Genomic DNA, 17,684 nt, shown 5'->3' with positions numbered 1-17,684 from the left:
CTGTGCGGCGAGGTGAGAGGGCGGCGTGGGGGCGGGGTCAGGATCTGCCGCGCCAGGGCGCCAGGCGGCGTTCGGCCAGTTGCAGGGCGGCGTCGATGAGCAGGCCGGAGGCGCCGATGACCAGCAGGCCGAGGACGACGACGTCGGACTGGTTGTAGCGCTGGGCGTCGCGGATCATGCCGCCGATGCCGGGCACGCCGTTGACGGTCTCGGCGGCCACGACGGTGGTGTAGGCGACGCCGACCGCGACGCGCACGCCGGTCATCACCTCCGGCAGCGCCGAGGGCAGCACCACCGACAGCGGGACGCGCCAGCGCGGCGCACCGAGGGAGCGGGCGGCGTGCAGGTAGTCGGCGTGCACGCCGCGCACGGCGTCGGCGGTGGCGACCGCGACCGGGGGCAGCGCGGCGACCAGCAGCAGGACGGTCTTGGGCGTCTCGTCGATGCCGAACCAGATGATCAGGAGGCTGAAGTAGGCCAGCGGCGGCAGGGTGCGCACGAAGGTGACCAGGGGGCCGAGCAGGGCCCGGACGGTGGGCACCAGGCCGATGAGCAGTCCGAGCGCGACGCCGCCGGCGACCCCGTACAGGCTGCCGAGCAGGATGCGGCGCAGGCTGGCGGCCAGGTGCTCGGCCAGCAGGTGGCCGGCGTAGCCGCGCTGCCCGTCGTGCACGGTACTGGTCTGCACCAGCTGGTGCCAGACCGCGCCGGGCGAGGGGACGAAGACCGGCGGCCACAGGTGGGCGGCGGCGACCGCCCACCAGAGCGCCAGCAGGGCGAGCACCCCTGCGGCGCGGAGCGCGACGGCACGGAACACGGGCGGCCTCTTCTTCCGATCCATAAAACCGACTTGTTTGGTCGGAAATGAATGTAAAGGGTGCGCTGGTTCCCCGCAAAGAGCCAGTTTCAGGTGTGCGGCGTGGTACCAGTGGTCACCTGGGCGTAACACCGAGGCGGCGGGCCTCGGCGGCGATGAGGGCGACGCCCTGGTCGATGCGGGCGGGGTCCAGGGCGCCGAAGCCCAGCTTGATGTGGTTGCGGGGGCGGCCCGGGCCGAGGAAGAAGGTGTCGCCGGGCTCGATGAGCACGCCGCGCGGTGCCAGGCGGGCGGCCAGCTCGCGGGTGTCCAGGCCGGCGGGGCCGGTGAGCCACAGGCTGACGCCGCCCGCGCGCGGCTGCACGTGCCAGCCGGGCAGGTGCGCGGCGACGGCGCGGGCGGTGCCCTCCCAGCGCGTGCGCAGGGCGCGGCGCACCTGCCGTACGCCGCGCCGGTAGTCGCCCGAGGCGATGAGCAGGGCCAGGGCGCGCTGCAGGTGGCCGGGCGGGTGGCGGATGCTGTAGCGGCGCAGGTCGCGCAGGGCCTCGATGAGCCCGGGCGGGCCGGTGACGAAGCCCAGCCGCAGGCCCGGCGCCAGGAACTTGGAGAAGCTGCCCAGGTAGACCACCGTGTCGCGGTCCAGGGAGGCCAGGGCCGGGGAGGCGCGGCCGGTATAGCGCAGCTCGCCGTCGTAGTCGTCCTCGACGACGACCATGTCGCGGGCGCGGGCGAGCGCGACCAGGCGCTGGCGGCGGGCGCCGCTCAAGGTGACGTTGGTGGGGTACTGGTGGGCGGGGGTGGTGAGGACGAGCTCGGCCCCGGCCAGGGCGGGGCCGACGACCAGGCCGGCGTCGTCGACGGGCGCCGGGCGCAGCGCGGCGCCGGCGCGGGCCAGGATGTGGCGGGCGTCGGGGTAGCCGGGGTCCTCGACCGCGACCGGGGTGCCGGGCCGCACCAGCGCGGCGGCCAGCAGGTGCAGGGCCTGCTGGGAGCCCAGGGTGACCAGGACGCGCTCGGGGGCGGCGTGGATGCCGCGGCCGGGCAGGATCTGGGTGCAGATCAGCTCGGCCAGCAGCGGGTCGTCGGCGTCGATGCCGTCCTGCAGGCTGTGGCGGCGGTGCTCGCCGGCCAGGGCCTCGCGCAGGCAGCGCGCCCAGGCGCGCCCGGGGAACGCCTCGGGCGGCAGGTGGCCGGTGACGAAGGGGTGGGGGTAGCGGTCCCAGTCGGCGGGTTTGCGGATGTGGGGCAGCTCGTCGCGGGCGGCGGGGGCCACCAGCCGCTCCAGCCACACCGGCCGCGCGGAGCCGGCATCGGGGCCGGTGCCGGGGCGGGTGTCGGGCTCGGCGGCGGGGGTGATGCGGGCCCCGGGGTTGACCACGTATCCCGAGCGGGGCCGGGCGATGACGATCCCGTCGGCGGCCAGTTCCTGGTAGGCCAGGTTCACGGTGTTGCGCGAGACGCCGAGCCCGGCGGCCAGCTCGCGTGAGGAGGGCAGCCGCCCGCCGGGGAAGACGCCGGCCCGCACCGAGCGCTCCAGCGCGGCCCGCAGCTGCAGGTAGAGGGGTTCGGGGGAAGCGGGGTCGAGGGTGAACGGCAGCGCCACGCGGCTCATCCTCGCACGCGAATCGCTGTGACCTGCGGTGATACGTCCCACACAAGAAATCTTGAAAAAAGTCGCGGGCGGATGTCGATCCGGCGGCGGCCCGGTCGACGCGTGGGTGAAGGCACACCGGAGCCCAATGAAGGAGACGTCATCATGGCCGCCACGCAGAGCCCCATCACCTCCGCCACCCCCACCACCGCCGCCGCCGACGCGGTTCCCGGCCGCCGCGCGGTGACGGTCACGCTGTGGACGCTGCAGATCCTGCTGGCGGTGTTCCTGCTGGTGGCCTCGGCGCTGCCCAAGCTCGCCGGGCAGGTCGACGCGGTCGACACCTTCGCCAAGATCGGATGGGGGCAGTGGCTGCGCTACTTCACCGGGGTCGTGGAGGCGGCCGGCGCGATCGGGCTGGTGGTGCCGCGGCTGGCCGGGCTGGCCGCGACCGGGCTCGTCGGCCTGATGATCGGCGCCGCGCTCACCCAGGTGCTGGTGCTGGAGCCGGCGTGGGCGGCGCTGCCGGTGGCGTTCGGGGTCGTGTTCGCGGTGGTGGCCTGGCGGCGCCGCGCGGTCACCGCGGACCTGCTGCGCTCGCTGGCCCGGCGGTGAGGTGCCCGGCCGGGCGACGGCCCGCGGCCCGGACGGCGGATGCGCCGTCCGGGCCGCGCCCGTGTTCCCGGCCCCCGCGCTGAGGGCCCGGGGTCACAGATCGGGCGGCCACACCAGCAGGGTGTGGCCCCAGGTGAGGCCGGCGCCGAACCCGGCGAGCAGGACCAGGTCGCCGGGGCCGGCGCGGCCGGCGCGCACGGCCTGGTCCAGGGCGTAGGGGAGGCTGGCGGCGCCGATGTTGCCGACGTCGTGGCCGGCGATGGCCAGCCGGGCGGTGTCCAGGCCGGCGGCGGGGGCCAGGCTCGCCACGAGCCTGGGGTTGGGCTGGTGGGGGACGACCAGGTCCAGGTCGGCGGGCCGCAGGCCGGCGCCGGCGGTGGCGTCGGCGACCAGGCGGGGGAAGATCTCGCTGATGAACTTGCGGACGGCGCGGCCGTCCATGTGGATGGTGTGCCCGAGCCCGGCCAGGGTGGCGGGGGTGGCGGGGGCGCGGCTGCCGCCGGCGGGGATGAGCACGTCGTCGGCGCGGGTGCCGTCGGAGCCGAGCGTCATGGACGCGATGCCGTAGGGGGCGGGGACGGGGCCGAGGACGGCGGCGGCGGCGCCGTCGCCGAACAGCGCGGCGGTGGCGCGGTCGCCGGCGTCCAGGAACCGCGAGTAGACCTCCACGCCGATGACCAGGGCGTAGGGGGCGGCGCCGTGCTGGGTGGCCAGCCAGCCGGCCGCGGTCTGCAGGCCGTAGACGAAGCCGCTGCAGGCGGCGGCGACGTCGAAGGCGGCGGCGTGGCGGGCGCCCAGCAGGGCCTGGGTGCGGCAGGCGGTGGAGGGGCCGAGCTCGTCGGGGGTGGAGGTGCCCAGCACGATCAGGCCGATGTCGGCGGCGTCCAGGCCGGCGGCGGCCAGGGCGCGGCCGGCGGCCAGGGCGGCCAGGTCGGAGGCGGCCTGGCCGGGGGCGGCGGTGTGGCGGTGGCGGATGCCGGTGCGCTCCTCGATCCAGCCGGGGTCCAGGCCGAGCGAGCGCGACAGCTCGTCGCTGGCGACGCGCCGGTCGGGCAGGTAGGAGCCGGTTCCGCGGATGCCCCAGGGCAGGCGGGCCGGGGGCCGGCCGCCGGCCCGGTCCCCGGCGGGCCGGTCTTGGGCGTGCTGCTCGGTGTGCTGCTCGGCGGGCTGCTGCTCGGCGTGCTGGTCCCCGTGCCGGCCCGGATGGTCGCTCATGCCGCTCCTTGGTGTGCGCCGCTGGGGTCCGCGCCGCCGATGCGTGTGCCACCGACGGTTGTCAGACCGTTCCAACACGTGAATAATCCAAAATTGCAACTTTTGTCTAATGACACAGCTCTAAGCGGGTTTTATCCACCGAGAAAACACAACCTTCCCTCCAAGTAAGGAGAACCGCGCGTGGCCCTCGCCGATGTGTGGTCGTCCGGGCTCGAGCCCGCAGATGTGTGCGCCTTCCTGTTCCCGGGCACCGGCTCGTCCGGCGTCCCCGACCTGCGGGCGCTGGCACAGGCCGCGCCGGGCGCCCGGCAGGTGGTGGAGGACGTGGTGGACGCGGTGCAGGAGGGCGTCCCGCGGGCGGGCTGGCCGTCGCTGCGCGAGATCTTGCTGATCGACCCGGCGTCCTACCGCGAGGCGGCGCGCACGCCGGGCGTGGCGCAGCTGGCGGGGTACACCGCCTCGGTCGCGGTGGACCGGGTGCTGCGCTCGGCCGGGGTGCGGCCGGGGCTGGCGGTCGGGCAGAGCTTCGGGGAGATCGCCGCGCTGGTGTGCGCGGGCGCGTTCGGCGTCGGTGACGGCGCGCGGATGGCGGTCAGCCTGGTGGGGGTGCTGGCGAGCCGGGGCGCCGGCGGCGGGATGGGGCTGCTGGAGGCCGGTGAGGACGACACCGCGCGGCTGATCGAGCGGGCCGGTGAGCCGCAGGTGGTGGTGGCGTGCCTGAACGCGCCGCAGGTGACGGTGGTGAGCGGCCCGGACGCGGCGCTGGACCGGGTGCTGGCGGCGGCGCGCGAGGGCGGGACGCGGGCGGTGCGCCTGGCGGTGCCGTATCTGTCGCACCATCCGGCGATGGCCGGCGCCGACGACGAGTGGTACAAGATCATCAGCGGGTTCGGGCAGCGGCCGCTGCGGGTGCCGGTGTACTCCCCGGTGCGCGGCCGCGCCTACGGCGACGACGACGACCTGCACCGGGCGCTGGCCGACTGCATCGTCAAGCCGGTGCGGCTGCCGCAGGCGCTGGTGGCGGCGCGCGAGGCGGGCGTGACGGTGTTCGCCGAGGCCGGCGCGGGCGGCGCGCTGACCCAGTGCGCGCGGCTGGCGGTGCCCGGCGCGCGGACGCTGGTGCCGCTGCGCGAGCTGCCGCGCGCGTCGTCGGGCGCGCCGCCGGTCGGCAAGTCCTCGCCCAGCGTCCCCGCGGCGGATCCTCCCGGGGAGGCCTCGTCGTCGGGTTCGGCGGGCCCGGCCGCGGAGGGGCGGCGATGAGCGCGGCCGACCCGGCGCTGCTGCGCTTGGTGCGCGGCGGCCTGGACGCCAAGGCCCTGGCCCGGGTGGCCGAGGCGGTGCCGGCGCGGTTCGCGGCCTATCCCGAGGAGCTGACGGCGCGCGGGCAGCAGGAGCTGACCTACCGGCGGCTGCGGCAGGCGGGGCTGGCGGCGCCGCCGGCGGCCGAGCTGCTGGCCGATCCGCCGCTGCTGTGCGCGCTGCTGGAGCGCACGGTGGTGGCCGATCCGGCGCTGTTCCACGTGATGATGCTGCACTACACCCTGGCGCTCGGCCCGATCCTGCGGTTCGGCGCCGGGCAGGAGGGCTTGGGCGGGGCCCGCGAGGCGCTGGAGTCGATGCGCAGCTTCGGGACGCTGCTGATGACCGAGGCCGGGCGCAGCAACAGCCATCTGTCGCCGCGCACGGTGGCGCGCTACGACGAGGCCGCGCGCGAGTTCGTGCTGGACACCCCCGACGCGCAGGCGGCCAAGTTCCCCACCAACACCGCCCATCCCGATGTGCCCAAGACCGCCGCGGTGTACGCGACGCTGGTGCACCGGGGCCGCGAGGAGGGGGTGTTCGTGTTCGTGGTGCCGCTGCGCGGCGCGGACGGCGCGGCCGCCGAGGGGGTGCAGATCGTGCCCGCGCCCGAGACGACCGGCCTGCGCGTGGACTACGCGGCGGTGCGGCTGCGGGGGCTGCGGGTGCCGTACGAGGCGTGGCTGCGCGACGGCGCGTCCTTCGACGCCGACGGGGCGCTGCACGACCCGGCGGGCGGGCCGGCGCAGCGGCTGACGCGGTCGATGGGCATCGCGCCGGCGGTGTGGCGGTCGGTGGTGTCGGCGATGGCGGCGGTCACGCGGGCGTCGGCGGGGCTGCTGCTGGCGCACTCGGCGGGCCGGGCCACCCTGGGCCGGCTGGCGCCGCGGCGGCCGCTGACCGACTACCGCAACCAGAGCGAGGCGGTGCTGGGGGCGCTGGCGTCGGCGTACGCGCTGACGGCGGTGGCCGGGCACGTCAAGGCCCGGCGCACCCCGGCTGACCTGCCGCCGGCGGCCGGGGACGGCGAGGGCGGAGCGGGCGGGGCGGGCGGGGCGTGGGCGCCGTGGTCGGCGGTGGACCGGGACCTGGCGCTGTTCAAGGTGGTGGCGACGCGGCGGGCGCACGAGACGGTGACGCGGTGCCGGGTGCACAGCGGCGCGCCGGGTTTCGCCGCGACCGACCGGCTGAACGGGTACCGGGGGCTGGCGCACGCCTACGCCAACGCCGGCGGCGACAACGAGCTGATCTTGTTCGACACCGCGCGGGCGATGGCGTCGCTGGAGGGCTACGCGCCGCCCGAGGTCGCCGCGAGGCTTCCGGCGGGCGGTGACCTGCGGGCGCCGCAGGTGTGGCTGCACCTGGCCGGGGACCTGGAGCGGCGGCTGGCCGAGCGGCTGGCGGGGCGGGTGGGCGCCGCGGCCGCGGGCGGCGACGCGTTCGCGGCCTGGAACGACAACCTGGCGCTGGCGTCGCTGACGGCGGGGGTGTCGGCCGAGCGGGCCGAGCTGGCGGTGGTGGCCGAGGCGGCCGCCGCGGGCCCGGCGGTGCTGCGGCCGCTGCTGGCGCTGCACGCGCTGGAGTGGGTGGAGCGCCGCGCGGGCGCGCTGCTCAGCGAGGGCGTGGCCGGGCCGGGCCTGCTGGACCTGGTCTGGCAGGCGCGGCGCGAGATCGGCGACGCATTGGCCGGGCAGGCGCAGGCGCTGGCGGCGGGGCTGGACCTGCCCGAGTGGCTGACCGCGCCGGTCGAGGCCGTCACCGGCGGCTGAGCGGCCCCGCCCCGCCCCCGCCCGCGCGGAGGCGGGGCGGGGGGTGACGGGGGTGACGGGGGTGACGCCGTGTCGGCATGGGGGAACCGGCGTGGGGTGACTACCGTTCTTGGTTACAGACCGTGCGGGCGACAGGCCCGCGCGGAGGCCGATACGGAGGTAGACCAGTGGGTGTCAGTCTGAGCAAGGGCGGCAACGTCTCGCTGACCAAGGAGGCTCCCGGACTGACCGCGGTCGTGGTGGGTCTGGGCTGGGACGTGCGCACCACGACCGGCACCGACTTCGACCTGGACGCCAGCGCGCTGCTGTGCTCGGCGGAGAACAAGGTCGTGTCGGACCAGCACTTCGTGTTCTTCAACAACCTCAAGAGCCCCGACGGGTCGGTGGAGCACACCGGTGACAACCTGACCGGCGAGGGCGAGGGCGACGACGAGCAGATCAAGGTGAACCTGGCGGCGGTGCCCGCCGAGGTCGCCAAGATCGTGTTCCCGGTGTCGATCTACGACGCCGACGGCCGGCAGCAGAGCTTCGGGCAGGTCCGCAACGCCTTCATCCGGGTGGTGAACCAGGCCGACGGCAACGAGCTGGCCCGCTACGACCTGACCGAGGACGCCTCCACCGAGACCGCGATGGTGTTCGGCGAGCTGTACCGCAACGGCGCCGAGTGGAAGTTCCGCGCGGTCGGCCAGGGTTACGCCTCGGGCCTGTCGGGCATCGCGTCCGACTTCGGGGTGAACGTCTGACCGGCACGTCTCCCGGGGACGGCCACCGCTGAGGAGGGGGCGGCCCGTGCGCACCGGCGCACGGGCCGCCCCCTCCTCGCCGTCCCGGCGGTGCCCGCGCCGGTGCCGGTGCCGCCGGTGATGCCGCCGGCAGGGGCGCCGGGGCGGGGCGGTGCGGGCTTCTTGCCGTCCCCCTGACAGGACGTCAGGGCCAGGGCCAGCGCCCCGGCCGCGGCGGCGGCCTTCACCACGGAGGAACCGGCCCCCATACCGCCCCTTTTCTCGGAAACATTAATAATGGCGCATTTCCGGGAGTGTCGCGGCAGAAAGCGTGCGCGCCGCGGTGAATAGGCCGCCGGGCGGGAGTGAAAAAGACCGCGGCGCCCGCAGGCACCGGGTGATCAACGATCATCCGTGGATTACGGCGTTCATGACCTGTTTTCCGCACCCGTCTTCACCTCGCCTGTCAAAGGGGGGTGCCCTCCGGGGCGCGGCCGGCGCGGCCCGGGGTGGGCGGGGCGTTCCGGGGCGCGGCCGGGCCGGGCTGCGACAATGGCGCCATGAACGAGCGCGGGCCGATCGAGTCGTGGTTGTCGGACATGGACGGGGTGCTGGTGCACGAGGGGCACGCCATCCCCGGCGCCGCGGAGTTCCTGGACGCGCTGCGCTCCTCGGGCAAGCCGTTCCTGGTGCTGACCAACAACTCGATCTACACCCGGCGCGACCTGTCGGCGCGGCTGGGGTCGCTCGGCCTGCGGGTGCCCGCCGAGGCGATCTTCACCTCGGCGCTGGCGACGGCGGCGTTCCTGGCCGGGCAGCGGCCCGAGGGGTCGGCGTACGTGATCGGCGAGGCGGGGCTGACGACGGCGCTGCACGAGGCCGGGTTCGTGCTGACCGACCTGGACCCCGACTATGTGGTGCTGGGGGAGACCCGCACCTACAGCTTCTCCCAGATCACCCGGGCGATCCGGCTGATCGAGGCGGGGGCGCGGTTCGTGGCGACCAACCCCGACCCGGTCGGGCCCTCGATGGAGGGGTCGCTGCCGGCGACCGGCGCGGTCGCCGCGATGATCACCCGGGCGACGGGGGTGGCGCCCTACTTCGTGGGCAAGCCCAACCCGCTGATGATGCGCACCGCGCTGAACGTGGTGGGCGGGCACAGCGAGAGCACGGCGATGGTCGGCGACCGGATGGACACCGACGTGGTCGCGGGCGTGGAGGCGGGGCTGGAGACGATCCTGGTGCTGTCGGGGGTGACCCGCAGCGACGAGGTCGAGCGGTTCCCTTACCGGCCGTCACGGGTGCTGGACTCCATCGCCGACGTGGTCCCCCTCGTGGGCGCCTGAGCCCGGACCGCCGCAACGCCTGTGACCTGCGGTCGCGGTGCGCGGCGGGGTGGGCGGGGTGCGGGCGGGCGCGGCGGGGCGGTTACCATGCGCAGTGACCATTGGTGATCATCTGATCCGGAGCGCCGTGCACGCCCAGACCGAACCGCCGCAGCCCGCCGCGCCGTCGCGCGGCCCCCGTATCGGCCGTCCGCGCCGCGCCGCCGGCCCCCGCGCAGGCTCTCGTGCCGGCCGGCGCGCCGGCCGTCGGGGGCGGGTGGTGGCGCCGGTGGTGTCGGCGGTGCTGGTGGCGGCGGTGGCGGGCGCGTGCTCGTCGGCGCCGTCCGGCGGCGGCAAGCCCGATCGGGCGGGCGGTCCGGCCGGGCAGCCGCCGGTGAGCCGTGCCGGGGCCGCGCCGTCGCCGGCCAAGCGGTCGCCGGGGGCGGTCGTGGCGGGGCGTCGCCAGCCGGTGAAGGTGGCGGTGCCGCATGCGGCGAGCGGCCGGTACGTCACGGTGCCGGGCGCGGCCGCGCCGCCGGGCGGGTCGCGCGGCCCGGTGGTGCGCTACAGCGTGCAGATGGAGCGGGGGCTGCCGTTCGATGCGGCGGCGTTCGCCGCCGAGGTGCACCGGGTCCTCAACGATCCGCGCAGCTGGGGCCATGGCGGGGCGATGCGTTTCCAGCGGGTGGCGGGCGGGCCGGTGCGGTTCGTCGTGGCACTGTCGAGCCCGGCGCTGACCGATCGGCTGTGCCTGCCGCTGCGCACCGGCGGGGAGCTGTCGTGCCGCAGCGGGATCCGCTCGATCATCAACGCGCGGCGCTGGGGGATCGGCGCGCCCACCTACGGCCGGGACCTGGCGACCTACCGCGAGTACGTGATCAACCATGAGGTGGGGCACGCGCTGGGGCACGGGCACCAGCAGTGCCCGGGGCCGGGCCGGCGGGCGCCGGTGATGGTGCAGCAGACCAAGTCGCTGCAGGGGTGCCGGCCCAATCCGTGGCCGTTCCCGGGCTGAGGCCGGTGGGCGGGGACGCGGGCGGCGGGCCGGTGGTGATGCGCACGGTCGCGCGCGGCGGTGCGCACGAGCTGGTGGTGCGGCGGTCGCGTTTCGTGTGCACGCTGGCGCGGGTGGGCGACGCGGCCGAGGCGGCGGCGTTCGTGCAGGCGCACCGGCGGGCGCACCGCGACGCCACGCACAACTGCAGCGCCTATGTGGTGGGCGCGCGGGGGGAGTTCACCCGCAGCAGCGACGACGGCGAGCCGGCCGGGACGGCGGGCGTGCCGATGCTGGAGGTGCTGGTGCGGCGGCGCCTGACCGGCACCGCCGCGGTGGTGACGCGGTATTTCGGCGGGGTGAAGCTGGGCGCGGGCGGGCTGGTGCGCGCCTACGGGCAGGCGGTCGCCGAGGCGCTGGAGGCGGTGGGGGTGGTGGAGCTGCGGCCGGTGGTGACGGTGACGGCGCGGGTGGAGCACGCCGTGGCGGGCCGGTTCCTGGGGGATCTGCACGCGCGCGGGCCGCTGCCGTCGGACGTGCGCTACGGGCAGGCGGTGGAGGCCGACGTGCCGGTGCCGGCGGCGGAGCTGGCGCGGTTCGAGGCGTGGGCGGCCGAGGTGACGGGGGGCCGGGTGAGCGTGCGGCGCGGCGCGACGGGGTTCGCCGAGGTCCCCGTGCGCCCCTGACCCGGCCCCCTCGGTCCTTTTAGGCGGGGTGGCAGTGGCGGCAGGGCCGGTAGCCGGCGGCGCGGGCGGCGGCCAGGGTGCGAAAGCCGTGGCGGTGGGCGGGGGTGATGCGGCGCGCGTCGGCGCAGGTGGGGTAGCACACGATGCCGGTGGTGTCGGAGGCGATCAGCAGCGCGCCCTGGCGGGCCAGGTCGGCGACCTGGTCCAGGTCGACGTTCTCGGCGCGCAGCAGGTGCTGTTTGGCGGCGTCGCCGAAGATGTAGCGGCCGGGGGTGCCGTCGGAGCGGGTGACGCGGTGGCAGGGGATCAGCAGGGGGACGGGGTTGCGGCCGAGGGCGGTCCCGACGGCGCGCACGGCGCGCGGGTGGCCGGCCTGGCGGGCGATCCAGGCGTAGGGGCGGGTCTGGCCGCGCGGGATGGCGGCGGCGGCGCGCAGCACGGCGGCCTCGAAGTCGCTGAGGCCGCGCAGGTCCAGGCGCAGGGCGCCGGGGCGGCCGGCGCGCAGCGCGGGCAGCAGCCCGGCGGGGGGCCGGTCGGCCGGCAGCAGGGGGCGGGCGAAGCGGGCGCGGAACGCGCGGGCGAACTCGTGCTCGTCCAGGCCGGCGCGCACGAACGCCACGCCCTGGTCGGTGAAGGCGACCTGCAGGTCGGCGTGCTCGCCGGGCAGGGGGCCCGGGACGTGGACGCGGCGGGCGGCGATGCGTTCCAACAGCGTGCCCGGCGCGTCGGCGGCCAGGCCCGACAGGGCCTGGACCAGCGGGTCGGTGGCGGGATCGGTGGCGGGATCGGTCATGGGGTGCCCCCAGGGGTGTGCAGCGTGCGGAGCCGGGCCAGGCCCCGGGAGATGTGGGATTTGACGGTGCCCTCGGCCAGCCCGAGCACGTCGGCGATCTCGGCGACGGGCAGGTCGGCGACGTGGCGCAGCACGACGGCGGCGCGCTGGGCGGGGGTGAGCGCGGCCAGCGCGGCGGCCAGTTCGCGACCGGTCTCGTGGCGTTCGGCGGCGTCCTCGACGCTTTGGCGCGGGTCGGGGGCGTCGGGCGCGTCGGTCTCGGGGGCCGGCCGCGGGCGCCGGGCCGCGGTGCGCAGGTCGTTGCGCCACTGGTTGGCCAGGATCGTCAGCAGCCAGGGGCGCGGCCGCAGGTCGGCGATGCGGGCGGGCGGGTACCCGCACAGGGCGCGGTAGGCGCGCAGGAACGTCTCGGCGGCCAGGTCCTCGGCCTCGGCGCGGCGGCCGCACAGGCGCAGCGCGGTGGAGAACACCGGTGCCCGGTAGCGCTCGTACAGGGCGGCGAAGCCGGTGTCCAGGTCGGCCGCCAGGGCCGCCACGACCTGCTGCGCCGGGTCGGGGGCGCAGACGGGGGCTGGGTCGGTCACGGTCACATCCTGGCTAACACCGGCCGCCGCGCGCAGGTTGCGGTCCGGGCCGGGCAAAGCCGCGCGGTGTTCAGGCGCCGGGGCGGCGGTGCCGTCCCGGCGCGGGCTGCAGGGGCCGGGGGTCGGGCGGGACCGGGCCCAGGCCGCCCATCACGTCGGGCATCGTCACCGCCGCCGCGGGCGGGAGGGGCGCCGCGGCGGGGCCGGTCCCCAGCAGCAGTGCCCCGGCCGGCAGGGCCCGCAGCGCCGTCACCGGCGTCACCGCCCAGCGCGCCGCGACCAGCGCCGCCGCCGGCGCCACGCTCACCCCGACCAGGAAGCCCGCCGCCACGTCGTGGGGGTAGTGCACGCCGACGAAGACGCGGGAGAAGGCCATCAGCGCCGCCAGCGGCAGCACCAGCGGCGCCGTGCGCCGCCATGCCAGCACGATCGCCGCGGCCGACGCGGCCGCGATGGTGGAGTGGTTGCTGGGGAAGGACCAGTCGCCGGGCGCCGGGCAGGCGGCGATGTTCATCGCGTGCGCCACCGCGCGGCAGGGCCGCTCCTCCTGCAGCAGGCTCTTGGACACCTCGCTCACCAGGTACGCCGCGATCACCGCGCACGGTCCCAGCAGCGCCAGCGCCATCGCGCGCGGCCCGTCCCGGCGGGCCCGCCACCAGCCGGCGGCGAACAGCGCCGCGAACAGCAGCATCCCGGCGTCGGTGCCGATCTCGGCGAAGGCGTGCACCCAGCCGGGCGTCCCCTGCGCGAACTCGGTGACGGCGCGGTACCAGGCGGCGCTGAAATCTGGCGCGTGCATGCTGCTTCCTCATCCCCCCGGGGCGGTGACCGGCCTCTTGCGGTAGACGCTGCGCGTTCACCCTCTGTTCACCTGCCTGTAGAGGATGTCATGTCCCGCGGCCCGCACGGGCGGCAAACCCGGTGGCGCCGGCCCCGTCCGCTCCGCCATGATCAGCGCGTGGGAATCCTGCACATCTTCGACATGGACGGCACTCTGCTCACCGGCACCACCGCCAACCTGCAGATCGCCCGCCACCTGGGCACCCTGGCCGAGCTGACCGATCTGGAGGCGCGCTTCGCCGCCGGATCGATCGACACCCGCGGGTTCTCCGCCGAGATCCACCGCCTGTGGCGCGCCCTGACGCCCGAGCAGGTCCTGGCCGCCTACACCGGCGGCCCGTGGCTGGAGGGCATCGCCGAGGTGTGCGCCGACATCGCCGCCCGCGGCGAGCACTCGGCCGTCATCACCATGTCCCCGGACTTCTTCGCCCGCCACCTGCTGGACCTGGGTTTCGGGGAGGTGCTGGCCTCGCGGTTCCCTCCGCCGCCCTTCGCCGCGCCGCTGGACCCCGCCGGGATCCTCACCCCCGCCGACAAGGTGCGCCTGGCCGAGCGGCTGCGCACCCGCCACGGCCTGGCCCTGGACCGGTGCATCGCCTACGGCGACTCGATGTCGGACGCGCCGCTGTTCCGCCACCTGTCCCATACCGTGGCGGTCAACGCCGACCACCACCTGGCCGGCATCGCCGCCCTGGACTACCGCGGCGGCGACCTGGCCGAGGCCTACCGGATGGCGCGCACCCTCATCGCGGCCTGACCGGCCCGAGCAGCGGGTGCACCCGCATCGCCGCCTCCAGCTCGCCGGGCAGCTCGTCGCGGTAGCGGCCCAGCGTCGACAGGTCGGCGTGCCCCAGCACGCGGCGCACCGCGTCCATGTCGGTGGCGGCGGCCAGCAGGTGCGTGGCGGTGGTGTGGCGCAGCCCGTGCGGGGTCACGCTGCGGCGCCGGCCGGGCTCGACCCGCGCCAGCACCCGGTCGATCACCGCCTGCACGTCGCCGCGCGCCAGCCGCCGCCCCCGCCACGACAGCAGCAGCGCCTTGGGCTCGCGGCCGCGGTCCAGCGCGGGCCGGCCCTGCGCGCGGTAGGCGTCCAGCACCTGGGCGACCGGGCCCGGCAGCGGCACGTCCCGGGTCCGCCCGCCCTTGCCGAAGATCCGCCAGTACCGGGTGCCGTCGTTGACGAAGAAGTCCTCGGTGTTGGCGCGGGTCAGCTCCGACACCCGCGGCCCGACCGCCGCCAGCAGCAGCACGATCAGGCCGTCGCGCAGCTGTGTGCGCTGGTCGGCGCGGCCCTCGTCCTGCTCGCCGGTCTCCACCAGCCCCTGGGCGGCCTCCAGCAGGCCGCCGGCCTGCTCGGCCGTCAGCGCCCGCCGCTCGGCGCGCAGCCCGCCGCGCTGCTTGGGCTTGACCGTCACCGCCGGCATCGGGTTCAGCTGCACCCACCCGGCCAGGACGGCGTACTGGAAGAACGCCGACACCGACCGGCGGAACCGCGCCTGCGACGAGGCGCTCTGCAGCGGCGCCCCGTCCCCGGCCGCCGCCGTCCCCGCTGTCGGCCCCGCCGTGGCGCGGCGGCCGTCGGGTTTGCGCGCGAACCGCAGCAGCACCTCGTCGACGTCGCCGCCGGTCAGATCGTCCAGCACCCGGTCGAGGCCGGCCAGCTCCCCGAAGGTGTGCACGTCGCGCGCGTACACCTCCGCCGTCGAGGGCGCCAGCGTGCCCGTCGAGGTCTTGGCCCGCACCATCTCGACATAGCGGTCGACGCACTCGGCCACGGGCAGACGCTCAACATCGATGGGACGCACCCGCCGGACGCTACCGCGCCCCACCGACAGAAACCACACGGGCAGAAACCACACGGGCGGATGCGGTGCCGGCGTGCATGCCGAAAGGCTCGCTTCCGACGTGCCGGACGGGTCAGCGCACGTGGGGCGGTGTGGGGGCCGCCTTCTCCAGGTCCTCGATGCCGCCGGACATGATCGTGCGCAGATGCTCGGTGATGTGCGGCAGCGGCCAGTCCCACCAGGCCAGTGCCAGGAGGCGGTCGATGTCCCGGTCGGGGTAGCGGCGGCGCAGGAGCTTGGCCGGGTTGCCGCCGGCGATCAGCGGCGAGGTGATCAGCGGCTTGAGCAGTACCACCCGCCGCTGGCCGGGCATCGGGTGCACCAGGGTCGGGTCGGCGGGAGTGGGCGGAGTGGGCGGAGTGGGCATCGCGCGTCATCCTTGTTCTTCGGGAAGCGGGCGGGGAGCGTCGGATCTGCGTCACGGGCTCGGGGTGTTCTCCTGGACACGGGGGGCGGGGTTCGCCGGCCGTGCCGGTTCGGTGTTCTTGCCCAGCCACAGGCCGGTGAGCACGGCCGTGGCCAGGGTGACGGCGCCGGCCGCGATGAAGGCGCTGTCGAGTCCTTCCTCGAAGGAGGCGCCACCGGACTGGCGGGTGCGGACGACGGCTCCGAGCACCGCCACGCCGAGGACCGCGCCGATCTGCCGGGTGGTGCTGCTGACGCCCGAGGCCAGGCCGCCCTCCTGGGGGCCGACCGCCTGGATGGCGGCGCCGGTCAGCGGGGACATGGTCAGGGCGAAACCGGTGCCGATGAGGGCCAGCCGCCACCACACGTCGGTGTAGCCGGTGCCGGCGTGCACCGAGCCCAGGGCCAGCAGTCCCAGCCCGGCCAGCGCCAGGCCGGCGGTGACCATGATCCGGAAGCCGTGCCGGGCGGCGAGGCGGCCCGCGAACGGGCTGACGACGACCATGGCGAGGGTGGCGGGCAGGGTCTGCACCCCGGCGCGCAGGATCGAGCTGCCCTGGACGTGGACGAAGAACTGGGAGAAGAAGAACGACGAGCCCATGAGCGCGAAACCGACCACGGTCATCGCCGTGTTGGAGACGGTGAACAGCCGTTGCCGGAAGAGCCGCATGGGCAGCATCGGCGCCGGGACCCGCCCTTCGACGACGATGAAGGCGGCGAGGGCCACGGCTCCGGCGGCGAAGCCGCTCAAGATCACCGGTGAGGTCCAGCCCCGGGAGCCGCCCTCGATCAGCCCGTAGGTGAGCGCCCCCACGCCCAGGACGGACAGGGCCGTCCCCGGCACGTCGATCGCCGGCGCGGCGGGGTTGCGGGACTCGGCCAGCGTGCGCAGGCCGGCGACCAGCAGGACCGCGCCGACGGGCACGTTGACCAGGAAGATGGCGGGCCAGCCGAAGGCCTCGGCCAGGACGCCGCCGGCCAGGGGCCCGGCGGCCAGGCCGATCCCGCTGAGGCCGGCCCACAGCCCGATCGCCCTGACCCGCTCCTGTGGAACCGGGTGCGCGGCGACGAGCAGGGCCAGCGAGGCGGGGCTCAGCGCGGCGGCCCCGATGCCCTGCAGCACCCGCCCGGTGATCAGCCAGCCGATCGAGGGCGCGGCGGAGCACAGGACGGAGGCGGCGGTGAACACCGCGACGCCGGCCAGGAAGACCCTCTTGCGGCCGAAGCGGTCGGCGAAGACGCCGCCCGACAGCAGCAGCATGGCGACCAGCAGCACGTAGGCGTCGACGATCCACTGCAGCCCGGTCAGCCGGGTGTGCAGCCGCTGCTGCATGTCGGGCAGCGCCGCGCCGACGATCGTGTTGTCGAGCAGCACCATGAACTGCCCGAGGCAGGTCACCGTGAGCAACGCCGCCCGGTTCGGCACGGCCACCGGTGGTGCAGGCTTCATCGTTCCCCCTAAAGCAGTCCGTTACTGCTTTAGGGAAGCTAGCCGATCGACCATCTAAACGCAACCGCCGACTGCGATAAGGTGGGGGGCATGGCAGAACGAGAACCGGTCCGGCGGCCCGGCGGGCGCAGCGCCCGGGTCCGGGCGGCGGTGCACCAGGCCGTCACGGAGCTGATCGGCGAGCGCGGCTACGGCGAGTTCACGGTCGGTGACGTCGCGGCCCGCGCGGGCGTGGCCGACACCAGCGTCTACCGCCGGTGGGGCACCCTGGAGGCCCTGCTCACCGACGTGGCGCTCACCCGGCTGAAAGCCCAGTCGCCGATGCCCGACACCGGGACCCTGGCCGGCGACCTGCACACCTACGCGGCCCAGGTGGCCCGCGAGATCGCCGGACCCGACGGCCTGGCGGTGCTGCGCCTGGTCGTCGCCCTGTCCAACCGGGGCGAACGGGGCCTGCAGGCGCGCGACGACTTCCTCGCCGAACGCGCCCGGCTCATCCAGGGCATGCTCGACCGCGCCGGCGACCGCGGCGAGCATCCCCCCGACGCGCTGGGCGTCCTCGACCACATCATGGCCCCGATGTACATCCGCGTCCTGTTCGGCGCGGGCCCGCTCACCCCGGACTACATCGCCGGGCTCGTCGACCGGCTGCTGGCACGGCCCTGATCCCCGTCCCGGCCCGATCCTGTGGTTTCCCTGCCGGTGGGCGAGGTGTGGGCGAGTATCTGTCTGCAT

At 75.9% G+C, this 17,684-nt stretch carries 18 protein-coding genes; 9 read left to right on the top strand and 9 right to left on the bottom strand.

All coding sequences use genetic code 11. The annotated features are described in order from the left end of the window. Positions 1–37: 37 nt before the first annotated feature. Both ACRB68_RS34385 and pdxR read right to left on the bottom strand, forming a co-directional pair. Positions 38–817 carry an ABC transporter permease gene (locus ACRB68_RS34385; RefSeq protein ID WP_328595159.1) on the bottom strand — a complete coding sequence of 260 codons (780 nt, stop codon included), beginning with the start codon at positions 815–817 and terminating at the stop codon, positions 38–40. 115 nt (positions 818–932) lie between these two features. Then, positions 933–2,420 (bottom strand): MocR-like pyridoxine biosynthesis transcription factor PdxR, encoded by a 1,488-nt coding sequence (gene pdxR / locus ACRB68_RS34380; RefSeq protein ID WP_328595158.1) that lies wholly within the window; start codon positions 2,418–2,420, stop codon positions 933–935. 153 nt (positions 2,421–2,573) lie between these two features. Here pdxR and ACRB68_RS34375 point away from each other — a divergent pair, with 153 nt between their 5' ends. Then, positions 2,574–3,023, top strand: coding sequence for a DoxX family protein (locus ACRB68_RS34375; protein WP_153539995.1), 450 nt, complete (start codon positions 2,574–2,576; stop codon positions 3,021–3,023). A 93-nt stretch (positions 3,024–3,116) separates the two neighbouring features. Here the strand turns inward: ACRB68_RS34375 and ACRB68_RS34370 are convergent, their stop codons facing one another. Continuing rightward, entirely contained in the window at positions 3,117–4,238 is a 1,122-nt protein-coding gene (locus ACRB68_RS34370; protein ID WP_153539993.1) for a 3-oxoacyl-ACP synthase III family protein, read from the bottom strand. Positions 4,239–4,418: 180 nt separating this feature from the next. On the opposite strand from ACRB68_RS34370, the gene ACRB68_RS34365 reads away from it, so the two are divergent. From ACRB68_RS34365 to ACRB68_RS34340, 6 genes are all read left to right on the top strand, one after another. After that, positions 4,419–5,498, top strand: coding sequence for an ACP S-malonyltransferase (locus ACRB68_RS34365; RefSeq protein ID WP_328595157.1), 1,080 nt, complete (start codon positions 4,419–4,421; stop codon positions 5,496–5,498). Then, positions 5,495–7,306: a hypothetical protein gene (locus tag ACRB68_RS34360; protein WP_153539991.1), complete on the top strand. Its 1,812-nt coding sequence runs from the start codon at positions 5,495–5,497 to the stop codon at positions 7,304–7,306. Before ACRB68_RS34365 ends, ACRB68_RS34360 begins: the two co-directional genes overlap by 4 nt. A 167-nt stretch (positions 7,307–7,473) precedes the next feature. Then, the gene (locus ACRB68_RS34355) at positions 7,474–8,049 is read left to right on the top strand and encodes a TerD family protein (RefSeq protein ID WP_328595156.1); all 576 of its coding nucleotides are present in this window, start codon (positions 7,474–7,476) and stop codon (positions 8,047–8,049) included. Positions 8,050–8,588: 539 nt separating this feature from the next. Beyond that, positions 8,589–9,374: an HAD-IIA family hydrolase gene (locus ACRB68_RS34350; protein WP_153539989.1), complete on the top strand. Its 786-nt coding sequence runs from the start codon at positions 8,589–8,591 to the stop codon at positions 9,372–9,374. A gap of 259 nt (positions 9,375–9,633) precedes the next feature. Further along, positions 9,634–10,368 (top strand): DUF3152 domain-containing protein, encoded by a 735-nt coding sequence (locus ACRB68_RS34345; RefSeq protein WP_328595155.1) that lies wholly within the window; start codon positions 9,634–9,636, stop codon positions 10,366–10,368. 5 nt (positions 10,369–10,373) lie between these two features. Beyond that, the gene (locus ACRB68_RS34340; RefSeq protein WP_328595154.1) at positions 10,374–11,033 is read left to right on the top strand and encodes an IMPACT family protein; all 660 of its coding nucleotides are present in this window, start codon (positions 10,374–10,376) and stop codon (positions 11,031–11,033) included. A gap of 19 nt (positions 11,034–11,052) precedes the next feature. Here ACRB68_RS34340 and ACRB68_RS34335 read toward each other — a convergent pair whose 3' ends face one another. The 3 genes from ACRB68_RS34335 to ACRB68_RS34325 form a co-directional block, all read right to left on the bottom strand. Next, positions 11,053–11,826, bottom strand: coding sequence for a methylated-DNA--[protein]-cysteine S-methyltransferase (locus tag ACRB68_RS34335; RefSeq protein WP_153539987.1), 774 nt, complete (start codon positions 11,824–11,826; stop codon positions 11,053–11,055). Then, positions 11,823–12,410, bottom strand: a complete 588-nt coding sequence (locus ACRB68_RS34330) for an RNA polymerase sigma factor (RefSeq protein WP_328595153.1) — start codon at positions 12,408–12,410, stop codon at positions 11,823–11,825. The genes ACRB68_RS34335 and ACRB68_RS34330 overlap by 4 nt, the downstream gene beginning before the upstream one ends. A 70-nt stretch (positions 12,411–12,480) precedes the next feature. Further along, on the bottom strand, positions 12,481–13,209 hold the full coding sequence (locus ACRB68_RS34325) for a phosphatase PAP2 family protein (protein WP_153539985.1): 729 nt from the start codon (positions 13,207–13,209) through the stop codon (positions 12,481–12,483). A gap of 159 nt (positions 13,210–13,368) precedes the next feature. Between ACRB68_RS34325 and ACRB68_RS34320 the strand changes: the two genes are divergently transcribed. Then, positions 13,369–14,007: an HAD family hydrolase gene (locus ACRB68_RS34320; protein ID WP_328595152.1), complete on the top strand. Its 639-nt coding sequence runs from the start codon at positions 13,369–13,371 to the stop codon at positions 14,005–14,007. Here ACRB68_RS34320 and ACRB68_RS34315 read toward each other — a convergent pair. The 3 genes from ACRB68_RS34315 to ACRB68_RS34305 form a co-directional block, all read right to left on the bottom strand. Then, positions 13,994–15,025 (bottom strand): tyrosine-type recombinase/integrase, encoded by a 1,032-nt coding sequence (locus ACRB68_RS34315; RefSeq protein ID WP_328595151.1) that lies wholly within the window; start codon positions 15,023–15,025, stop codon positions 13,994–13,996. The genes ACRB68_RS34320 and ACRB68_RS34315 overlap by 14 nt on opposite strands. 142 nt (positions 15,026–15,167) lie before the next feature. Continuing rightward, positions 15,168–15,461: an LbetaH domain-containing protein gene (locus ACRB68_RS34310; protein ID WP_153539981.1), complete on the bottom strand. Its 294-nt coding sequence runs from the start codon at positions 15,459–15,461 to the stop codon at positions 15,168–15,170. A gap of 51 nt (positions 15,462–15,512) precedes the next feature. Next, positions 15,513–16,949 (bottom strand): MFS transporter, encoded by a 1,437-nt coding sequence (locus tag ACRB68_RS34305; protein ID WP_153539979.1) that lies wholly within the window; start codon positions 16,947–16,949, stop codon positions 15,513–15,515. 90 nt (positions 16,950–17,039) lie between these two features. On the opposite strand from ACRB68_RS34305, the gene ACRB68_RS34300 reads away from it, so the two are divergent. Further along, a complete protein-coding gene (locus ACRB68_RS34300) occupies positions 17,040–17,615 on the top strand; it encodes a TetR/AcrR family transcriptional regulator (protein WP_153539977.1) in 576 nt (191 codons plus the stop codon). The last annotated feature ends 69 nt before the right edge of the window (positions 17,616–17,684 follow it).

Source organism: Actinomadura macrotermitis, from assembly GCF_009604375.1.
Taxonomy (GTDB): Bacteria; Actinomycetota; Actinomycetes; order Streptosporangiales; family Streptosporangiaceae; genus Spirillospora; species Spirillospora macrotermitis.
This window is presented reverse-complemented; position numbering and strand designations above follow the sequence as displayed.